This is a genomic window from Acinetobacter sp. YH12099, assembly GCF_013419195.1.
GTDB lineage: Bacteria > Pseudomonadota > Gammaproteobacteria > Pseudomonadales > Moraxellaceae > Acinetobacter > Acinetobacter towneri.
This window is the reverse complement of sequence record NZ_VPAP01000007.1, coordinates 41,670-60,846: the sequence shown is the minus strand read 5'-3', so window position 1 is coordinate 60,846 and position 19,177 is coordinate 41,670. Positions and strand designations below refer to the sequence as shown.

Sequence of the window (19,177 nt, the reverse complement as noted above, 5' to 3'; positions counted from 1 at the left end):
AATCCGTAACCTCTCCCTTGCCCTCTGCTATAGCGAGAGGGAACGCCATCTCTCTGAGAGAAGGCTGGGATGAAGGCATAACTTAGAATGAACGTACGTCTACAAAATGACCTGCGATTGCTGCCGCAGCTGCCATTGCTGGACTCACCAAATGGGTACGACCACCGTTACCTTGACGACCTTCAAAGTTACGGTTTGAAGTCGATGCACAGTGTTCACCCGGTTGCAATTTGTCTGCGTTCATTGCCAAGCACATTGAACAACCTGGTTCACGCCATTCAAAGCCTGCTTCTACAAACACTTTGTCTAAGCCTTCTTGTTCCGCTTGTTGCTTAACTAAACCAGAACCTGGAACCACCATCGCCTGTTTAATACTTGCTGCAACTTTACGACCTTTAATCACTTCAGCGGCTGCACGAATATCTTCAATACGCGAGTTGGTGCATGAGCCAATAAATACGCGGTCTAATTGAATATCTGCCAAAGACTGACCTGCAGTTAAGCCCATATATTGATAAGCACGCGTCCAGTCATTGCGCTGTACATCATCTTTCGCCTGCTCTAAAGTTGGTACGGCTTGTGATACTGGAATGACCATTTCAGGTGAAGTTCCCCAAGACACTTGCGGCTCAATTTCTTCGCCTTGTAATACCACTACGGTGTCAAAGTGCGCGCCTTCATCTGAGTGTAAAGTATTCCAGTAAGCAACTGCTGCATCCCATTGCTCGCCTTTTGGTGCATAGTTACGACCTTTCACGTATTCAATGGTTTTGTCATCCACAGCGACCATACCTACGCGCGCGCCTGCTTCAATCGCCATATTACATACTGTCATACGTCCTTCAATCGACATATCACGGAATACTTGACCACCAAACTCAATCGCGTGACCTGTACCGCCTGCAGTACCAATTTTACCAATGATCGCTAAAACGACATCTTTCGGTGTAACACCTTGACCTAATTTGCCATCTACACGCACTAGCATGTTTTTCATTTTCTTTTGAACTAAGCATTGGGTTGCTAATACGTGTTCAACTTCAGACGTCCCAATACCATGCGCTAAACACCCAAATGCACCGTGAGTCGCTGTATGTGAGTCACCACACACTACGGTCATACCTGGCAAAGTTAAGCCCTGCTCAGGCCCAACCACGTGCGCAATCCCCTGACGGATGTCGTTGATGTCAAACTGCACCACGTTAAAGGTTTTACAGTTGTCATCTAAAGTTTGTACCTGAATACGTGAGGTATCATCTTCAATACCTGCAATACCGTCTGCACGTTCTTTCTTAGACGTTGGTACGTTATGGTCAGGCGTTGCCACGTTGGCACTTAAACGCCACGGCTTACGTCCTGCAAGTTGCAAACCTTCAAAGGCTTGTGGAGAAGTCACTTCATGCAATAAATGACGGTCGATGTACAATAAAGCCGAGCCATCATCACGTTGAGTGACCAAGTGATCATCCCACAATTTGTCGTACAAAGTTTTTGCAGTTGAATTTTGTGCTGGTTTGTTTTCGCCTGCCATGTCAGATCTACTCCACTGGACTGGGTAATTTTTTCATTCATTTGATTATAACCGCGAATTTATATAAATCTAATTTATCATTTTTATTAGTTTAAAAACTTTTTGGAATTGTTATATTTGCAGAAGATATTCTTATTAATAGCTAATTCTTTAGCTGAAAATCGATCATAAAACTTTAAAATAGGTAAAGCAGAAAGAATATCTATCTAATACACTATAAAGTATTAGATAGATGTTTCCATGTTAGTTCTTTAATGACCCTATACCAGTAATTTTCTTGTACTCATTTCCGAAATCTGAAAAATTTGGTTGTACTTTATCTTCAAGAATTTCATCAAAATAATCTCGACAAGGTTTTTCAATAGATTTTTCTTTTTCTTGTAAAGCTTTCACAATTATCTGAGTATTTGGGTTGTATCTATCGAAATAAGACACGATATTAGACTCTTTCAGAGCTTCTTTAACCTCACTATTGTCTACTCCGAAATATTTTGCTGCGGATAATCGAGCAGGATAAGTGACTAAATTAAATTTAGACTCAGGAATTTTATCAAGTAATTCAGGATTTTCTGATAAGTTATTTTCATACTCTTTCAAATAACTTCGAATTCCTCTCAAGAATTCTTTATCTCGTTTTTCCTTGTAACGGTAGGTACGTTCTAACTCTTGCATAAACAAACTAGCATCTAGCTGGTTACCCATATTAGCCATACCATAAGCACCACAAATTTGAAGTTTCAATTCATTTTCGAAGTCATAACGCTGAGCGTCTAAAGCTGCCTCTAAAAGATCATTTTCAGGAAATTCTTTCAGATACTTATTTTGTCCACAACCGATTACCATCAAACAACTAATTAATAAAAATAATTTTTTTTCAAAATCACCCTCCGATTATTTTTTCATTTAAAAGACCTCTTGCGAAAGTATCGTTTACCTAATTTTTGAACAGGCTAAAACCTTATTAAATGTAGCTTTAGGCTGTTTAAATTTTGACTAACGCAAGAAGTCTAAAAATATTAATTGAAAAGTGTCTATAAATACAACATCTATTTTCCCGATTGTTTTATTCAAAATATACGTATTTACAATGCAAATAAGAATAATTATCCTTTAGCTATCCACACAGAAAACGAACAAAGCAGCATAAGGAGTATTCACATGAGCCATATTCAAAAATTTGTCGCCAACAATCAACGCATGTTCAAAAAAACTTTAAGCTACTACATCATGCACATCACTGTAGCGATGGTGGTCGGTTATATAGTCACAGGCAATATTTGGATGGCCATTACCTTAAGTTTGGTCGAACCGACAGTACAAGCTGTTGCGTATTTCATTCACGAGCGGATTTGGGAAAAGAAAGCACAAACGCAAGATTCTAAAATTATCGCTTAATGGTTTTATAGATTCTGCTTGTGAATATTCCATTTCAGTTTGAGATCATCTTGGTTGCAGCCCACGATGATCTTTTTTTATCTCTGCTGTATCTCTACAAGATCATCCCGAATGCATAGTTTAAAAATAAGTAGAATTTGTTTTGATTAATTCTAATTTTTTCTAAATAATAAGCACAGTAATAAAAAATCTTTATGGATGGTGCAAATGAATCTTGCAGCCTTTGAAGCCTTTGTTAAAGTCATGGAAACAGGTTCTATTTCTTTGGCAGCAGATCAGTTATTTATTACCCAACCTGCGGTGACCAAACGTATTCACAGCCTAGAAGACTATTTTGGCGTGAAACTGTTTGAATCGGCAGGTCGCGGGGTGCAAGCCACGCATGCAGCACACTCACTATTGCCCAAAGTCAAAAACTGGCTGAATGAACTGGGCGATATTCACCACACCCTCAGTCATGAGCAAGGACAGGTTCAAGGCAAACTGAAAATCGGCACCAGTCACCATATTGGTTTGCACCATTTACCCAATCATTTACGTGAATATGTACAGGAATTTCCCAACGTCACGTTAGATGTGCATTTTGTCGACTCAGAACAGGCACATGAACAAGTTTTGGCAGGCGATTTAGAACTGGCTTTTCTGACCTTACCGCCCAAATTAGATGAACGTCTGTCTTATGTCACCATTTGGAATGATCCATTGGTGTTTGTGGTCGCATCTTTTCATCCGCTTGCACATCAGAAAAACCTGCAATTGACCGATTTACTCGCCTACCCTAGTTTGTTGCCTGCCGCGCAAACCTATACCAGTCAAATCACTTTGGCAGAGTTTGAAAAGCAAGGTGTTAAACCTAAAGTCACCATGAGCAACAATCCGTTAGAATCAATTCGGATGTTGGTGTCAATTGGTTTGGGATGGTCTGTTTTACCTAAAACGTTGGTCAATCAGGACTTACAACAGTTAGATATTGACTTAGAAATGAACCGTCAATTGGGCATGGTATGGCATCCGGGACGGACGCAATCACGCGCTGTTTTAGAATTGATTGAGATGATGAAACACTCAAAGATTAATGGTTTCTTTTGAATGAAAACACCCTCAAACACGATTGTATTGAGGGTATTTTTTATTGGCTTAATTTAGGTGCAAGTGAGGTCTTAACGATTCACCGAATCTTCATGTAAAGATTCATTCAATTGATCTACCACAATTGCCCATGAACCATCCGATTTCATTTTTTCGACGATAAACTGACGCTGTGCTTCCGTCCAAAATTCTGCCTCGGCAATTGTTGTTTCTGCATTCAATTGATGCGTTTCAATAAATTGCTGAATCGCAGCTTCACTGGCATCCAAACCCAGTTGTTCAAATAAATGTGTCATTCTTGGGCGTACACCACTCATTTTTTCACTCCTGATCATTTTTAATTCTTGTCTTACCTTAGCATGCCTATTCTAAAAATGAATGACATAATCCAACATTGCAATAAATAAAAACAAAAAACAAATCAATAAGCTAGTAAAAGCCAAAGTAGCAACACCTCAAAAAAATTCAGACTTAAATTGACCAGTCCTGCACACCCCAACCTTGCTCTTCAGCCAAAGCCTGTAAACGTGCATCAGGATTTACAGCAATGGCGTGATCTGCATATTCCAACAAGAAACGGTCATTAATTGAGTCTGAATATGCCCAAGATTCTGTGACTTCGCGCCCTGCAAGCCACTGCTCCAAACGCACCAACTTGCCTTGTTGATAACACGCAGTATTAATGACTTTGCCTGTATATTTACCATCGACCACTTCGGCATTGGTGGCAATAATTTCACTAATACCAAACTCACGGAAAATAGGTGCAGTAATAAAGTCAGATGTTGCTGTAATCCCCACCAATTCATGCCCTAATTCTTGATGACGCTGAATAGCTTTAAACCCTTCAGGGCGCATTTGTGGACGAATCACCTTTTGCATAAATAATTCATGCAAATCTGTGAGGTACTGATTGTCGTGCTGGGTTAAAAACTCAAATACAAATTCGTTATATGCAATTGGGTCGAGTTGCCCTGCTTTGTAGTCTTCATAAAACTTGTCGTTCATGGCGCGATGGCGAACAGGATCGACCAAGCCTTCACTTACCAAAAACTCACCCCAAGAATGATCTGAATCAGTATTTAACAAGGTGTGATCGAGATCAAATAGCGCCAATTTCATGAAAATACTCGTAAAAACTGAAATTTAAGAAAAAAATTGTAAATCTATCTCCGCTAGTCGATAGAAATTCGTTAAGATCATAGCAATTTTAACATTATTTACACTTTGCGTTTTCGAGTTGGAGAAAAGAAATCATCATCCCCGAGTGCAAAGTCATAAATTAAACAATATTTAGGTAGCCAAATGATCGACTCAGAAGGTTTCCGACCCAATGTCGGGATCATTTTGGCAAACGAGTTTGGACAAGTTTTATGGGCAAAACGCATTGGTCACAATGCATGGCAATTTCCGCAAGGAGGTATCCAATATGGAGAAACCCCTGAACAGGCACTTTATCGTGAGCTGAGAGAAGAAGTTGGCTTACTGCCCGAACACGTCCAAGTTATCGCGCAAACTAAAGGTTGGCTGCGTTATCGTTTGCCACATCGGTATATACGCACGGATTCGGATCCCGTATGTATTGGTCAAAAACAGAAGTGGTTTTTATTGCAACTGACAGCGTCAGCGCATCATATTCGGCTGAATTTGTCAGATCCACCCGAATTTGATCAATGGCAATGGGTCAGTTACTGGTATCCGCTTGGTCAGGTCGTCAATTTTAAACGTGACGTCTACCGTAAAGCGATGGTGGAGTTGTGCAATCAATTGCCCCTGAAAAAACCTTAAAATTTGCATGAAGATGTAGATTTTTTAGCTTATTGTTATAGGGTCATCTGTGGTGTAAAACTGACCTCAAATCATTGATTGGAATATGGAGTAGCGCGTATGTCGAACATGCAACTGGATACCCTTAGACGCATTGTACAAGAAATCAATGCGTCCACCAGTTTGCATGAATCACTCGATATTATGGTCAATCAGGTCGCAGAAGCCATGCATGTGGATGTCTGCTCTATTTACCTGCTCGATGAACGCAATCAACGCTATTTGCTCATGGCATCAAAGGGTTTAAATCCTGAGGCTGTGGGGCATGTGTCTCTACATACCAGTGAAGGTTTGGTCGGTTTAGTCGGACAACGTGAAGAAATTGTCAACCTAGACGACGCACCTAAACACGAACGCTTCATGTATTTGGCCGAAACAGGCGAGGAAATTTATAATTCTTTCCTTGGCGTGCCTGTCATGTATCGCCGTAAAGTTATGGGCGTTCTTGTGGTGCAAAACAAGGACAAACAAGACTTTTCTGAAGCGGCAGAATCCTTTTTAGTCACACTTTGTGCTCAGCTTTCAGGTGTCATTGCGCATGCGCATGCCGTGGGCAACATTGATGTGTTCCGCAAACCCAACAACCTGCCTGCCTACAAAACCTTTCAGGGCGTATCAGGTTCGGGCGGGATTGCACTGGGTCGTGCGGTAATTCTGTATCCACCTGCAGATTTGGCGGCTGTACCTGATCGTGAAGCTGAAGACATTAGTGAAGAGTTAGAATTACTAGACAACGCACTAGATGCAGTGCGTCAAGAAATTCAGGCACTAGATGACAAAATGCAGGATGCCTTAATGGCAGAAGAACGCGCTTTATTCAGTGTGTTCCTACGCATGTTGGATGAAAATGCCCTGCCTGCAGAAATTAAAGAACTGATTCGTGAAGGTAACTGGGCACAAGGTGCAGTGCGTATTGTAATTGACAATCACATTGCCCTATTTTCGCAAATGGAAGATGACTATTTACGCGAACGTGTTTCTGACCTGAAAGATTTAGGGCGTCGTATTCTCGCCTCTTTACAAGAAGCCGATGCCAGTCACCGTGAACTGACCGATGAAAGTATTTTAATTGGCGAAGAAATTTCCACAGCAGCTTTGGTAGAACTACCTGTCGATAAAATTGCAGCGATTGTTACCACCGAAGGCGCAATGAATTCTCACATGGTAATTGTGGCACGTGCTTTGGGTATTCCAACCGTAGTTGGCGTAACTGAGTTGCCGATCAACAGCCTAGACGATGTGGAAATGATTGTAGATGCGCACCAAGGTCGGGTGTTTATCAACCCGCCACGTCGCATGCGGACACGCTATAAAGAAATTCAAAAAGAAGAAGAACAGATTGCCAAAGACCTCAAGCAATATGAAACCAAAGATGCCATTACCCCTGACGGCGTAGCGGTAAAATTGTATGTCAATACAGGCTTGATGATTGACGTGGTGCGTGGCGTACAACGCGGTGCTAAAGGTGTTGGTTTATATCGTTCTGAAATTCCATTTATGCTGCGTGACCGTTTCCCGGGCGAAGAAGAACAGCGTGCTATTTACCGCCAACAGCTCAGTCACTTTGCCAACAAACCTGTGGTGATGCGTACGCTAGATATTGGCGCAGACAAGGACTTGCCGTACTTTTCGATTGAAGAAGAAAACTCAGCCTTGGGTTGGCGCGGGATTCGCTTCACGCTAGATCATCCTGAAATTTTTTCTTCGCAAATTCGTGCCATGCTCAAAGCCAGTATTGGTTTGAATAATCTGCATATTTTGCTGCCAATGATCACCAGTGTCAGCGAGGTTGAAGAAGCCTTGTATTTGCTAGATCGTGACTTGCAAGCAGTGCAGGAAGAAGAACAGGTTAAAATCACCAAACCGAAAATTGGCATTATGGTAGAAGTACCGAGTGTGCTGCTGCAAATTGATGAATTTGCCCCGTTGGTGGATTTTTTCTCGGTAGGATCAAACGATTTAACCCAGTATTTATTGGCAGTGGATCGTAACAATCCGCGTGTGGCCAACGTCTATTCACACTTTCATCCTGCAGTACTGCGCGCCTTAACCCGCTTGGTGAAAGAATGTCATAAATATGACAAGCCTGTGAGCGTTTGTGGCGAAATGGCAGGAGATCCGCTGTCTGCGGTAATTCTGATGGCAATGGGCTTTAATACCCTGTCGATGAGTTCAAGTAATATCTTGCGGGTGCGTAAAGCAATTTGTCATGTACCGATGACCGATGCGCAACATTTATTAGATCAGGCGTTAAAAATGAATAATCCGCTGATGGTGAAAAGTCTGATGGAATATTATTTTAAAACCCATGGCTTGGGCGATATGGTGAAACTAGCGACACGTATCGTATCTCCATAAAACTTAGTTTAAGCCTCAAGCAACACACCATTCACTCCAAAAACAACAAGGGCGATAATCATCGGAATATCGCCCTTGTTTGTGTTTGCTATAGCCTCGTTTGGCATTTTTCTTACGGTCTACAAAAACCTGACTTTTGTTGACTTCGTGCATGTGTTTGGCCACAAAGTTATGCTGAATAAGCTCAGGCTGTTTTTTCTTTGCCATTGCGCTGTTCCTTTCGGTTGATCATAGAAATGAGCAGTGTCACTACTCTTTATAGATGGAGATGTTGAGGGAAAATTCAAGCCAATTGCTTCTGCATAACGTGACTATTCTCTCGCCAATGTTCCATGTTCAATTGGGAAGCCGATCATACGCTTTTTTGTACATTTTACAAGCGACTTTCATTCAATAGTGCTAAGATAAAAAGAAGGGTAAATAAATTATTGCGCCACTTTATCAGATTTTTCTGACGGTTATTTTTGAAGGCTATTTTAAAGAATACTCAGCGGCTTTACCCATACAATTATAGCATGAAATTCTAAAAAATTTTATTACTTTGCAAAGACTTAGTAGTTATAAAATCCGCTAGAAAAACGGCAATGATTGGCTAATATGAATATAGAAGATCAGTTTAACAAGACCATTAAAAACAGGAGTCAAATTCATGATTTATGAAGTTTCTGGAGATATTTTACTGAGCGAAGCACGTGCGATTGCTCACGGTGTTGCCCCTAACGATAACTTTGCAACAGGTTTGGCTTTAAGTCTGCGTGAGCACTGGCCTGCGCTATATAAAGACTTCCGCAACTATTGTCATATTTACCATCCTAAAGCGGGTGAGCAATGGACTTGGGTCAATGCCGAAGGTCAACGCATCGTCAACCTGATGACTCAGGAAGCGGCTTATGACAACGGTTCAAAACCAGGTAAAGCATCGACAGAATACGTCAACCGCACTTTGAAAAACTTAAAACAGTTGATTGAAGAAGAGAAAATTGAAAGCTTGGCGTTACCGCGTCTTGCAACAGGTGTAGGCGGTTTAGATTGGGAAGATGTACGTCCACTCATCTACAAACACTTAGAAGATTTGGATATTCCAATTTACATCTACACTCTATATCAAAAAGGTGTAAAAGCTGAAGAGCCTGCGAAATAAGTTTCGCTGAAGCAATCAGCTTTGCTACAAGCGAGCGTGATTGATCACGACTCGACTGCAATATACGGTTCAATTCACCCGTTTGGTTTTACCAAGCGGGTGAATTTTTTGTGCAGAATCAAGTAGCAAGGGATGCTATGCTGAAAATGCACGCTGCAAGATGGATGCAACATCGACCTGTTTAGGTTTAAGCATACCCACCACTTGCCCATGCAATGCACTATAACGCGACTGAATAAAACCTTCTGCCACAAAACTTGGCGCATAACGCAACAACAAAACCGCTTGTGCCAAAATCACCAAACGGCTCACCAAAGCACGTGCCATAAATTGTAAATCGTTGCTGTTCGTGGTCTGCAATAACTGCTGCAAACCATCTAATTCACTGCCCAAAATAGGATGAGTAACGGCAGTGCGAGCAAAATCCTGCAATAACACCTGAATCAGCTCAGGTTCTCGCTGCATAGCGCGTAGTACATCCAGACACATGACATTGCCTGAACCTTCCCAAATGGTATTTACAGGTGCTTCTTTGAAAATACGTGCCATGATGCTGTTATCGACATAACCATTGCCACCAAAAACTTCCATCATCTCACCTGTAAGTTCCACCGCGCGTTTGCAAATCCAGAACTTTGCAGCAGGGGTCATTAAACGCTTCCATGCCAAAGACACAGCATCATCGCTTTCATAACAATGTGCCAAATGAAAACTGAGCTGTACCGCAGCTTCAGTTTCCAAAGCCAAATCTGCCAAGACTGCCTGCATTAATGGCTGATTCGCCAAAGTCTGTCCAAATGCTTGACGTTGTCGAGTATAGGCAAGGCATTGCACCAAGGCTTGACGCAGCATGGCACTACTGCCCACAGCACAGGTTAAACGAGTGTAGTTCGCCATTTCAATAATGGTGGGAATACCGCGCCCTGCTTCGCCAATCATGATGCCCCACGCCTGCTGAAATTCGACTTCAGAACTGGAGTTACTCCGATTTCCCACTTTGTCTTTTAAACGCTGTACCTGAATATTATTTTTTCTGCCATCTTCTAACCAACGCGGTACAAAGAAACAAGCCAAACCATCTTGTTCGGTATTGGCGACCACCAAATGTGCATCACACATTGGTGCAGAGAAAAACCATTTATGACCTGTGAGCAAATAGGCTTGCCCACGCCCTGTTGCTGCGACTGGAATGGCAAGCGTTTGGTTGGCACGTACATCTGAACCACCCTGCTTTTCGGTCATGCCCATGCCCAACCAAATAGATTTCTTTTGTGAAATCGGCACATCACGCGGGTCATATTCATGCGATAACAGTTTTTCGCCCATGCTTGCCCATAATTCAGGTTCACGCTGAATGAGCGGAATACTGCCTAAAGTCATGGAATTTGGACATAAATTGCCACACTCAACCTGTCCTGCCAAATAAAAACGACTGGCCCAATCGACCCATTTTGCCGTAGATTGCGGTTGCTTAAATGGATGTGCATGCGTGTCAAACTTACGATTCAGCGCCATCCAGTGATGCCACGCAGGATGAAACTCCACTACATCTTTACGACGTCCACGTGCATCGAAGGCATGTAAAATAGGCGTATGCCGATTGGCTAAATCGGCATAGTGATAATATTCTGCCGATGCTGCAATATGTCCCAATTCGCTCAGTCGAGTCTGATCTTGACTGCCATAACGGGTTAAAATTTCTTGTAAAACCGTATCGGTTTCAAATAAGTTATAGTCTTGTAATTCATCAAACTGATTTTGAATTTGATGGGTCATCCATGTCTGCATTGTGTCACTCCTAGACAAACGCGATGCTATCATTGCATTTAGTATAGAGAAAAATATGTGCTCAGGTGTTCGGCTTTATTTATGAAAAATTCTGAGGTTCAAGTGCGCCGTAAGCCGCGCCAATCGCGGGCTAAACTGACTCAAGAGGCTTTACAGGAAAGTTTTGTTCGGCTTTTGCATGAACGCTCGGCAGCTGAAATTACCATTCGTGAAATTACTAATTTGGCAGGTGTCGGTTTAGGCACTTTTTATGAATACTTTGCCAAGAAAGAAGATTTACTGGCATTGACGATTCACCTGCAAGTCAAACAGCATGCAGAACACTTAAAAAGTTATGCCCAACAGCAACTTGAGTTATCCACAGTTGTTGAAATAAACCGCTATATTGCAACCATCATTCAGTTTCAGCTTCAGCAAATTCAGGCACAACAATGGCTTTGGGCGCAGACTTTTTTACTGGAACGGCAGGTATCACACATTGAAACTTACCAAAAAAGTTACAGCATGATGCTACAGATGTGGCAACAGATTTTCGCACCTGTCATACACAATGCCGAACAACAACTGCGCCTTGCTTTGAATCTGCATCGCATCAGTTATGGTTTTATTTCGCAAAGTTTATTAATCAATCCACATTATCAAGATTGGGATGCCTTGCACACCGATATTTCATTGGCGATTCAACCGTTTTTAGCAGCAGTTTCAGACATTTAGTGCAGCAAAACTGATTATTTAGTTTACAAAGATCTATCGAATACACCAATCATAAACAATAAATTTATCTATTTGTAAAATTATAAAAATCGTTTTACATTAAAATGGTGAGATTTGAAAAGCTTTCATCTACAAAGCCCGATCTGCATGGTATTGTGGTGTTGTAGTTGATTTTTTAAACAAACAAAACGGTTCATGGCCGCTTGTTTTAGAAGCTAAATTTCTAATACAGCCCACCACATGATGATCACAATAATGGAGAACAACGATGAGCCAAGAGATAAAAAAATGCCCTGTAACGCATTTAACCACCGATGCAGGCGCACCTGTTGTAGATAACCAAAATAGTATGACTGCGGGCGCACGTGGCCCACTCCTTACTCAAGATTTATGGCTCAATGAAAAGTTGGCAAACTTTGTACGTGAAGTAATTCCTGAGCGTCGTATGCATGCCAAAGGTTCAGGTGCGTTTGGTACGTTTACGGTCACGCACGACATCAGCCAATATACCCGTGCCAAAATTTTCTCTGAAGTTGGCAAAAAAACTGAAATGTTTGCTCGTTTCTCTACCGTTGCAGGTGAGCGTGGCGCTGCCGATGCAGAACGTGACATTCGTGGTTTTGCTTTAAAATTCTATACTGAAGAAGGCAACTGGGATTTAGTCGGTAACAACACACCAGTGTTCTTTTTCCGCGACCCACGTCAATTCCCTGACCTGAATAAAGCGGTAAAGCGTGACCCACGCACCAACCTGCGTAATGCGACCAATAACTGGGATTTCTGGACTTTGCTGCCAGAAGCACTGCACCAAGTCACCATTGTGATGTCGGATCGTGGTATTCCTGTGGGTTATCGTCACATGCATGGTTTTGGTAGCCACACCTATAGTTTTATTAATGCCAATAATGAGCGTTTCTGGGTGAAATTCCACTTCCGCACTCAACAAGGCATTCAAAACCTGACCGATGCAGAAGCAGCAGAATTGATTGGTCGTGACCGTGAAAGCAGCCAGACTGACCTTTACAATGCCATTGAACGCGGTGATTTCCCGAAATGGACGCTGTTCGTGCAAATCATGCCTGAACTGGATGCAGAAAAAGTCCCTTATCACCCATTTGACCTCACCAAAGTTTGGCCGAAAGGTGATTATCCACTGATTGAAGTGGGTGAATTTGAACTGAACCGTAACCCTGAAAACTACTTCCAAGATGTTGAACAGGCTGCCTTTGCACCAAGCAACCTTGTACCAGGAATTAGCTACTCGCCAGATCGCATGTTACAAGCGCGTTTGGTCAACTATGCCGATGCTGCACGTTACCGTGTTGGTGTGAACCATTCACAAATTCCAGTGAATGCTGCACGCTGCCCTGTGCACTCAAACCGTCGTGATGGTCAGGGTCGTATGGATGGCAACTATGGCAGCTTGCCACACTATGAGCCAAACAGCTTCCATCAATGGCAAGAGCAACCACAATACCGCGAACCACCGCTAAAAATTCGTGGCGATGCAGATTTCTGGGATTATCGTGAAGATGATAGCAACTATTTTAGCCAGCCGCGTGCCTTGTTCAATTTAATGAACCCTGAGCAAAAACAAGCACTGTTTGATAACACGGCACGTGCTATGGGTGATGCTTTAGACTTTATTAAGTATCGTCATATTCGTAACTGTTATGCATGTGACCCTGCTTATGGCGAAGGCGTTGCAGCAGCTTTAGGCATGACCGTTGCCGATGCGCAAGCAGCACGTGCCAGTGACCCTGCACTTGGTCAGCCTGGCGTACTGTAATCTTTGTAGTTAAAGATCAAGTCAGTCTAAACAGCAAGACTTTAAACACCAAAACAAAGCCCCTATTTCGATAGGGGCTTTGTGTTCTATATCTATCATTGCCACTTTTCAGTAGCGTGAAAAGTAGCGTGTCACTTTTATTTAAGGTCAAGTTTTTAAAAGATTAAACAATTAATTTCTTACCCTCACGAATACAATAAAACGGATTCATTAATTTAGATGAACGCTTCATGGCATGATGCAAGTCTGCCTCTGGTTGCTCACGCCCTTCATCGGTCAGCTCAAAAGTGCGGTAATGAATGGCCAAAGAACATTTGGAATGTAAATCTTTATGGGCCTGAAAGGCATCTTCAGGGTTCATATGCATATAACGCATCAGATTCCGTGGCTCGTAAGAACCTATAGGTAAAAGTGCCACACGTGGTGCGCCCATACGGGTTTGAATTTCTTTAAAGTGTGGCGAATAACCCGTATCACCCGCAAAGAAGCAATGATCTTGCCCATGTAAAATAGAAAAACCACCCCATAACGCCATGTTCTGATCGCGTGCGCCACGTCCAGAACCATGTTGTGCAGGAGTGTACACAATTTTCAACTCTTTAAACAAAGCCGACTGCCACCAATCCATTTCAATCACATGCAAGTCTGGTGGTAAATACCAACTATTGCCCAAACCTGTATAAATAGGCATGGCAAATTTGTGATTGAGCCATTTTAAGGTGGCTAAATCCATGTGGTCATAATGGTTATGGCTTAAGAAGACGGCATGAATGGTCGGTAAATCTTCCAGTGCAATCCCTGCAGGACAGGCACGTTTAGGCCCTCGCCCCTGTTTCGGACTGGCATGCTCTGCCCAGACTGGATCGGTTAAAAAGTTATACGGTCCAATTTGAATCAGCACCGTTGCATGCCCCACAAACCAAACTTGCCAATCATCCAAACTGGCGTGTGGACGTAATTGTGGCAAAGCACTTGGCGCTGTAAAAAATTGCTGTGCTTCTTGTTGCGGATTGACATTCCAACTGTTCGATTTGCGTTTTAGCAACCATTTCAATAAATCAGTTTGGCTGCGCCCCTCAGGACACGCAATCGGATTAAAAAACTGCGCTCCATCATAATGATTTGAAGGCAAAAACTGCAGCTTGGGTTTACGCCAAGTATGCGACCAACAGGCTTCCGTTGGCAGTTGAAAATGCTTTTGTTCCACGTTGTTCATGTAAGCCCAATAATATATAGCGCATCTACCATGATGCTTTTTATCCTGATCTGTTCAGAAAAAAACACAGCTTTGGTTCATGTGTTGACTCTATCACGCATAGTAGCGAAATCAAGCAGGCAATTTCCTTTATGTTTTTGTTGTTTTGAGAAAAAAGTCGTATCGACAGCGGGTTAATGATCGGAAATTTACACCTCAGATAAACGAGGCTTTAGAAAAACCTAAACACGGGTATAGCAATGCGGGCTTAGCGTTTAGCAAAATATTGTTCGCGCCATTCTTTCCAGAAATACATCACAATCCCGAACATCACCACGGCAATGCCAATAAACGCATTCATGCTGATGTGTTCATTATTTAAGGTCGCACCTAAAATTAACGCGATGATGGGAGTCATCACATTACTTAAAGATACGGTTGAGGCATTTAAACGACGAATCAGCCAGAAATAACACAGCATGGCGACAATAGACGACATGATCATGGTAAATACAAAACCAATCATGGCTTGGCTGCTTGGCATTTGAGTCGGGAAATGCGACCAAATAAAGGGAATTAATAACAATGACCCTGCCGATGATACCAATAAAGAACCTGTGGCTTGTGACATCGGCTTTAAAGGAGCATTGATTTGTTTGACCCAAAAAATTGAGCTGATATAGGACAGCATACTGATAAACATCAACACCACGCCCCATGGATTCACTTTGCTGTCGGCAGAGTCTGCAAAGACAAAGCTGAGTCCTGCAATCGCAATTGCCATCCCTGTCCACTGTAAGGCAATCAATTTTTGCGTGCGTAAAATCACATGACCAATCAAGCCTGCGATTAAAGGAGAAAAACCAAAAATCAGTGCCATTAAGCCTGAAGTTAAATAATTGGCGGCCAAGTAAATAAATAGCTGTGCACCAATTAAATTCAGACTACCCGCCAAATAGCTTTTCATTGAGGTGTGATCAAAAGGCAGTGGATCGCGCATGAGTTTAAGCACGCACAGCGCAATCACGGAAGCCCCAAAGTAGCGGATAATCAAAACCCACATTGGATGAATTTCCTGCACACTCCAGACAATCGCCAATGGCGTGGTCGCCCAGATGAGTACCAATAAGGCATAAATACTGGCGGTTACCACAACAGGAGATGTATTCGTATTCATCGCTTGCTCAACATAAAATGGACACTTTTCTTCGGCAGATAAAAAACAGACCCAAGTTGCCTCAGGTCTGTTTTTCATCAGTTCAAGCTTACTTCACCAATTTGCGAAGGTCTTGGCTCACATCTAAATATTTGTCTGCTTCAAAAGCAGCTTGTTTAGCAATCAGCTTTTTCAAGTGACGCATATCTTTGGCTGAGTTGACGGTAATTCCGCCGACAATCACGCCATCGGTCACACCAAACAATACGAATGAAGACTCACTGCGTTTGGAAGCATCCATCTCACCACGCACATGCCATTCTGCTGCTGACATATCTCCTACAAATTGGTAGTTAATGTCGAGTTGATCAGTCCAGAACCAAGCGGGATTGGCTACAGGATGTTCCACGCCCATCACATGACGCGCGAATATACCTGCTTGCAGGTTGGCATTTTCCCAAGTTTCTACACGACGATGGTTGCCACATTCACGCAGTTGTGATGCGACATCACCCGCGGCATAAATATCTGGGTTTGAAGTTTGACAGTTTTCATTCACATGCACCGCAAAGTCTGCATCTAAACCTGCTTCAACTGCCAATTGTGCGTTTGGAATAATGCCAATACCGTAAATCACCGCATCGGCACGTAGTTCTTCGCCACCTTCTAAGGTCACGACAATTTCTTCACCATCTAGCTTGCAGTCTGCAATTTGCGTAGACAGACGTACATCAACTCCTGCCAATAACTGCTGTTGCAGTAAAAACTCACTCAAGATGAGTGGTGATGAACGTCCCATCACCATTGGTCCCATTTCAATGACGGTTACCTGACAGTCTTTAAAGCGTGCTGAAGATGCCAACTCTAAACCAATCACACCACCACCAATTAAGATGATGCGACGACCCGCTTGTAATACAGGGACTAAGGCTTGCGAGTCTTCAAGATTACGCAACGTGTAAACGTGTTTACCTAAGGCATCAAAATTTGGCAAGCGACGTGCAGCACCGCCTGTGGCAAGTAACAACTTGTCGTAGGCAATAACCTCACCATTTTGCAATTCAACCGTATGTGCTTCGGCATTGATTTTGCTCACGCCATTGCCACGAATAGTGGTCACACCTAGTTCTGCCAATTTTTCTTCCGACAGAATCTCGATTTTGGTTTCTTCAGGACGCAAAATCACATCTTTAGACAACGGTGGACGCTCATAAGGCAAATGTGTTTCATCACCAATTAAGATGATATTGCCTGCATATTGATTGCCGCGCAGCTCAAGAATGGCGCTCGCCCCTGCCTGACCTGCACCCACAATCACAATTGTTTCTACGCTCATGGGCTTAACCTTTTAACTCGGCAGATACGATGCCAAAGCCCGCAATCCACTCACTAATATCTTCATAGCAATGCGTGGTCATTTCATACGCACCCAGTTCATCTAACGCAGCAAAAGCAGCCATCCACGAACGGACTTCCTGACCACCACGACCACCATCTCGACGAATTTCAGCTTCGGTCATGGCTTCCATAGCCACAAAGTCTGCCTGTTTGAATTTTTCAAGCAAGGCAATATCCCACTCAGGGCTGAGCGGCACAGCCACAGAGGTATCACCTGCTGCAAGTTTTTGACCGACTGCAATCACTTTAGCCTGACGTGCATGACGTGCTTCAGGACTCGGATTACGACCTGCAATTAAAAATTCTTCAACTTCAGGCGGTACTGAACCCATTTGCGGTGTTGGTGGATCGTGCGACAAACCACCTGTACCTAAAACAAGAACACGTTCATTTTCAAGATTCAACGACTTGATAAATTGACCCACAGCACGCCCCAAAGCAATGGTACGCTTGGTGGTTGGCATCGGCGCTGCAGCGCCATTAATAAACACGGGAATGGTTGGATAACGATCTAGCTGCCCTTCACACAAAAAGTGTAATGGCTGAGTCACCCCATGGTCGGCCTGCATACGATACGAATATGCAACATCTACACCTTCATCCAACACACGGCGCACCATCGCCAAGGCTTTGTCTTCAGGCACATCAATACGGTTGTTGTCTTTGCCGTAGTCCCAGTCACCCGCAGCCGTAGCACGAATACCGACACAGAAACTTGGCATCAAATCGTAAAAGAAACCGTTGAAATGGTCTGGACCAAAGGTAATGATCAGGGTTGGATCGTATGCTTTGACTTCGGCAGAAAGTTGCTCAAAGGCAGCACGAACTTTTTGTTCTTTAGATTGATCTTGCGGTGTTGCAAATTCCATTAAAGGACTGTGCGATGCACAAATGAGTTTAACGGCCATGAAAGACTCCTAAATAAGGAAGGCAGCCCAGAGAAAGGCTGCCGATTCGTCTATTGAATTTAGACTCAATTTTATTCGTCAAAAAAACCTGCACGTGGTTGACGCAAACCACGAATACCCAAACCACATTCTGCATTGATCAGAACGCCAGTCAGCGCACGGTTATTTTGACGCGATGCCAAGAGCACATACGAACCAGTCATGTCTTCTGGCTCAGGCAAGAAATTCAGCGGCATACCGCGTGCAATTTTTTCAGGATCACGTGCATCGAGTAAGCCTAGGTTTTCCTGACCTAAAGATGCTGCGCCCTTAATATTGACATTCATCGCTGAAGGCGCAACAGCATTGACACGTACTTTAGGTGCCAATTCATAAGCCAACTCTTTCATGATGCCAACACCTGCATGTTTAGATGCAGTGTAAACAGGACCACCGCCTGAAGAATACAGCGCAGAATTGGATAAGGTTAAGATGATAGAACCTTCAGATTTCACCAACTCATCCAGTGCTGCTTTTGCCCCCAAGATTAACGCCTTGGTATTGATGCCCATGATTTCATCAAAGGCTTTTTCAAGCTGCTCACCAGAAGTATTGACGATATCTGCGTAGTGATCCCAAATCCCTGCATTGCCAATAAAGCAATCCAGCTTTCCAAAACGCTCCACAGTGGCCTGCACAGCACGGACATTGTCTGCATAGTTGGCAACATCACCAGCGACTGCCACGATTTGATCACCAAAACGTTCTTTTAAGGCATCGACTTTAGATTGTGAGCGCTGTAACACGCCCACATGCGCACCTTCTTCAAGAAAGCGCTCGACCAAAGCCCAACCTAAACCAGAACCGCCACCTGTAATCAGTGCCACTTCGCCTTTTAGCCAACCCATG

The 19,177-nt window shown here is 43.1% G+C and carries 18 protein-coding genes; 7 read left to right on the top strand and 11 right to left on the bottom strand.

All coding sequences use genetic code 11. The features are described from left to right. Positions 1 to 82 precede the first annotated feature (82 nt). Both leuC and FTU39_RS06165 read right to left on the bottom strand, forming a co-directional pair. A complete protein-coding gene (gene leuC, locus FTU39_RS06170) occupies positions 83 to 1,531 on the bottom strand; it encodes a 3-isopropylmalate dehydratase large subunit (protein WP_180051875.1) in 1,449 nt (482 codons plus the stop codon). Positions 1,532 to 1,774: 243 nt separating this feature from the next. Then, a complete protein-coding gene (locus FTU39_RS06165) occupies positions 1,775 to 2,374 on the bottom strand; it encodes a hypothetical protein (RefSeq protein WP_180051874.1) in 600 nt (199 codons plus the stop codon). Between the two features lie 315 nt (positions 2,375 to 2,689). Between FTU39_RS06165 and FTU39_RS06160 the strand changes: the two genes are divergently transcribed. Next, positions 2,690 to 2,926, top strand: a complete 237-nt coding sequence (locus tag FTU39_RS06160) for a DUF2061 domain-containing protein (protein ID WP_004976091.1) — start codon at positions 2,690 to 2,692, stop codon at positions 2,924 to 2,926. A gap of 207 nt (positions 2,927 to 3,133) precedes the next feature. Further along, positions 3,134 to 4,015, top strand: coding sequence for a LysR family transcriptional regulator (locus tag FTU39_RS06155; RefSeq protein WP_180051873.1), 882 nt, complete (start codon positions 3,134 to 3,136; stop codon positions 4,013 to 4,015). A gap of 71 nt (positions 4,016 to 4,086) precedes the next feature. On the opposite strand, the gene FTU39_RS06150 is transcribed toward FTU39_RS06155, so the two are convergent. Beyond that, positions 4,087 to 4,332, bottom strand: coding sequence for a DUF2789 family protein (locus FTU39_RS06150; protein ID WP_136144729.1), 246 nt, complete (start codon positions 4,330 to 4,332; stop codon positions 4,087 to 4,089). A gap of 154 nt (positions 4,333 to 4,486) precedes the next feature. Continuing rightward, positions 4,487 to 5,137 (bottom strand): HAD family phosphatase, encoded by a 651-nt coding sequence (locus FTU39_RS06145; RefSeq protein ID WP_180051872.1) that lies wholly within the window; start codon positions 5,135 to 5,137, stop codon positions 4,487 to 4,489. A gap of 183 nt (positions 5,138 to 5,320) precedes the next feature. Here FTU39_RS06145 and FTU39_RS06140 point away from each other — a divergent pair, with 183 nt between their 5' ends. Together FTU39_RS06140 and ptsP are read left to right on the top strand one after the other, a co-directional pair. After that, positions 5,321 to 5,803 carry an RNA pyrophosphohydrolase gene (locus FTU39_RS06140; RefSeq protein WP_004976084.1) on the top strand — a complete coding sequence of 161 codons (483 nt, stop codon included), beginning with the start codon at positions 5,321 to 5,323 and terminating at the stop codon, positions 5,801 to 5,803. 99 nt (positions 5,804 to 5,902) lie between these two features. Continuing rightward, positions 5,903 to 8,200 (top strand): phosphoenolpyruvate--protein phosphotransferase, encoded by a 2,298-nt coding sequence (ptsP, locus tag FTU39_RS06135; protein WP_167845752.1) that lies wholly within the window; start codon positions 5,903 to 5,905, stop codon positions 8,198 to 8,200. A gap of 15 nt (positions 8,201 to 8,215) precedes the next feature. On the opposite strand, the gene FTU39_RS06130 is transcribed toward ptsP, so the two are convergent. Then, positions 8,216 to 8,407 (bottom strand): hypothetical protein, encoded by a 192-nt coding sequence (locus FTU39_RS06130; RefSeq protein ID WP_004976081.1) that lies wholly within the window; start codon positions 8,405 to 8,407, stop codon positions 8,216 to 8,218. A gap of 442 nt (positions 8,408 to 8,849) precedes the next feature. Between FTU39_RS06130 and FTU39_RS06125 the strand changes: the two genes are divergently transcribed. Further along, positions 8,850 to 9,341 carry a macro domain-containing protein gene (locus FTU39_RS06125; protein WP_004976080.1) on the top strand — a complete coding sequence of 164 codons (492 nt, stop codon included), beginning with the start codon at positions 8,850 to 8,852 and terminating at the stop codon, positions 9,339 to 9,341. 135 nt (positions 9,342 to 9,476) lie between these two features. On the opposite strand, the gene FTU39_RS06120 is transcribed toward FTU39_RS06125, so the two are convergent. Further along, a complete protein-coding gene (locus FTU39_RS06120; protein WP_131261059.1) occupies positions 9,477 to 11,129 on the bottom strand; it encodes an acyl-CoA dehydrogenase family protein in 1,653 nt (550 codons plus the stop codon). Positions 11,130 to 11,210: 81 nt separating this feature from the next. On the opposite strand from FTU39_RS06120, the gene FTU39_RS06115 reads away from it, so the two are divergent. Further along, positions 11,211 to 11,843 carry a TetR/AcrR family transcriptional regulator gene (locus tag FTU39_RS06115; protein WP_131261060.1) on the top strand — a complete coding sequence of 211 codons (633 nt, stop codon included), beginning with the start codon at positions 11,211 to 11,213 and terminating at the stop codon, positions 11,841 to 11,843. Between the two features lie 268 nt (positions 11,844 to 12,111). Further along, positions 12,112 to 13,632, top strand: coding sequence for a catalase (locus FTU39_RS06110; protein WP_096902685.1), 1,521 nt, complete (start codon positions 12,112 to 12,114; stop codon positions 13,630 to 13,632). Positions 13,633 to 13,795: 163 nt separating this feature from the next. Here the strand turns inward: FTU39_RS06110 and FTU39_RS06105 are convergent, their stop codons facing one another. The 5 genes from FTU39_RS06105 to hcaB form a co-directional block, all read right to left on the bottom strand. Beyond that, complete coding sequence (locus FTU39_RS06105) at positions 13,796 to 14,848, bottom strand: MBL fold metallo-hydrolase (RefSeq protein ID WP_180051871.1); 1,053 nt, start codon at positions 14,846 to 14,848, stop codon at positions 13,796 to 13,798. A gap of 247 nt (positions 14,849 to 15,095) precedes the next feature. Next, a complete protein-coding gene (locus FTU39_RS06100) occupies positions 15,096 to 16,004 on the bottom strand; it encodes a DMT family transporter (RefSeq protein WP_096902690.1) in 909 nt (302 codons plus the stop codon). 88 nt (positions 16,005 to 16,092) lie between these two features. Next, a complete protein-coding gene (gene hcaD / locus FTU39_RS06095) occupies positions 16,093 to 17,319 on the bottom strand; it encodes a 3-phenylpropionate/cinnamic acid dioxygenase ferredoxin--NAD(+) reductase subunit (RefSeq protein ID WP_131261062.1) in 1,227 nt (408 codons plus the stop codon). A 4-nt stretch (positions 17,320 to 17,323) separates the two neighbouring features. Next, positions 17,324 to 18,289: a 3-carboxyethylcatechol 2,3-dioxygenase gene (locus FTU39_RS06090; RefSeq protein WP_167845747.1), complete on the bottom strand. Its 966-nt coding sequence runs from the start codon at positions 18,287 to 18,289 to the stop codon at positions 17,324 to 17,326. 71 nt (positions 18,290 to 18,360) lie between these two features. Continuing rightward, a complete protein-coding gene (gene hcaB, locus FTU39_RS06085; protein ID WP_004976058.1) occupies positions 18,361 to 19,176 on the bottom strand; it encodes a 3-phenylpropionate-dihydrodiol/cinnamic acid-dihydrodiol dehydrogenase in 816 nt (271 codons plus the stop codon). Between the last annotated feature and the right edge of the window lies 1 nt (position 19,177).

What these genes read in the sequence shown, in the direction of transcription:
- leuC (WP_180051875.1), bottom strand. Translation starts at nt 1,531, where the DNA reads ATGGCAGGCGAAAACAAACCAGCACAAAATTCAACTGCAAAAACTTTG.
- FTU39_RS06165 (WP_180051874.1), bottom strand. Translation starts at nt 2,374, where the DNA reads ATGGTAATCGGTTGTGGACAAAATAAGTATCTGAAAGAATTTCCTGAA.
- FTU39_RS06160 (WP_004976091.1), top strand. Translation starts at nt 2,690, where the DNA reads ATGAGCCATATTCAAAAATTTGTCGCCAACAATCAACGCATGTTCAAA.
- FTU39_RS06155 (WP_180051873.1), top strand. Translation starts at nt 3,134, where the DNA reads ATGAATCTTGCAGCCTTTGAAGCCTTTGTTAAAGTCATGGAAACAGGT.
- FTU39_RS06150 (WP_136144729.1), bottom strand. Translation starts at nt 4,332, where the DNA reads ATGAGTGGTGTACGCCCAAGAATGACACATTTATTTGAACAACTGGGT.
- FTU39_RS06145 (WP_180051872.1), bottom strand. Translation starts at nt 5,137, where the DNA reads ATGAAATTGGCGCTATTTGATCTCGATCACACCTTGTTAAATACTGAT.
- FTU39_RS06140 (WP_004976084.1), top strand. Translation starts at nt 5,321, where the DNA reads ATGATCGACTCAGAAGGTTTCCGACCCAATGTCGGGATCATTTTGGCA.
- ptsP (WP_167845752.1), top strand. Translation starts at nt 5,903, where the DNA reads ATGTCGAACATGCAACTGGATACCCTTAGACGCATTGTACAAGAAATC.
- FTU39_RS06130 (WP_004976081.1), bottom strand. Translation starts at nt 8,407, where the DNA reads ATGGCAAAGAAAAAACAGCCTGAGCTTATTCAGCATAACTTTGTGGCC.
- FTU39_RS06125 (WP_004976080.1), top strand. Translation starts at nt 8,850, where the DNA reads ATGATTTATGAAGTTTCTGGAGATATTTTACTGAGCGAAGCACGTGCG.
- FTU39_RS06120 (WP_131261059.1), bottom strand. Translation starts at nt 11,129, where the DNA reads ATGCAGACATGGATGACCCATCAAATTCAAAATCAGTTTGATGAATTA.
- FTU39_RS06115 (WP_131261060.1), top strand. Translation starts at nt 11,211, where the DNA reads ATGAAAAATTCTGAGGTTCAAGTGCGCCGTAAGCCGCGCCAATCGCGG.
- FTU39_RS06110 (WP_096902685.1), top strand. Translation starts at nt 12,112, where the DNA reads ATGAGCCAAGAGATAAAAAAATGCCCTGTAACGCATTTAACCACCGAT.
- FTU39_RS06105 (WP_180051871.1), bottom strand. Translation starts at nt 14,848, where the DNA reads ATGAACAACGTGGAACAAAAGCATTTTCAACTGCCAACGGAAGCCTGT.
- FTU39_RS06100 (WP_096902690.1), bottom strand. Translation starts at nt 16,004, where the DNA reads ATGAATACGAATACATCTCCTGTTGTGGTAACCGCCAGTATTTATGCC.
- hcaD (WP_131261062.1), bottom strand. Translation starts at nt 17,319, where the DNA reads ATGAGCGTAGAAACAATTGTGATTGTGGGTGCAGGTCAGGCAGGGGCG.
- FTU39_RS06090 (WP_167845747.1), bottom strand. Translation starts at nt 18,289, where the DNA reads ATGGCCGTTAAACTCATTTGTGCATCGCACAGTCCTTTAATGGAATTT.
- hcaB (WP_004976058.1), bottom strand. Translation starts at nt 19,176, where the DNA reads ATGGGTTGGCTAAAAGGCGAAGTGGCACTGATTACAGGTGGCGGTTCT.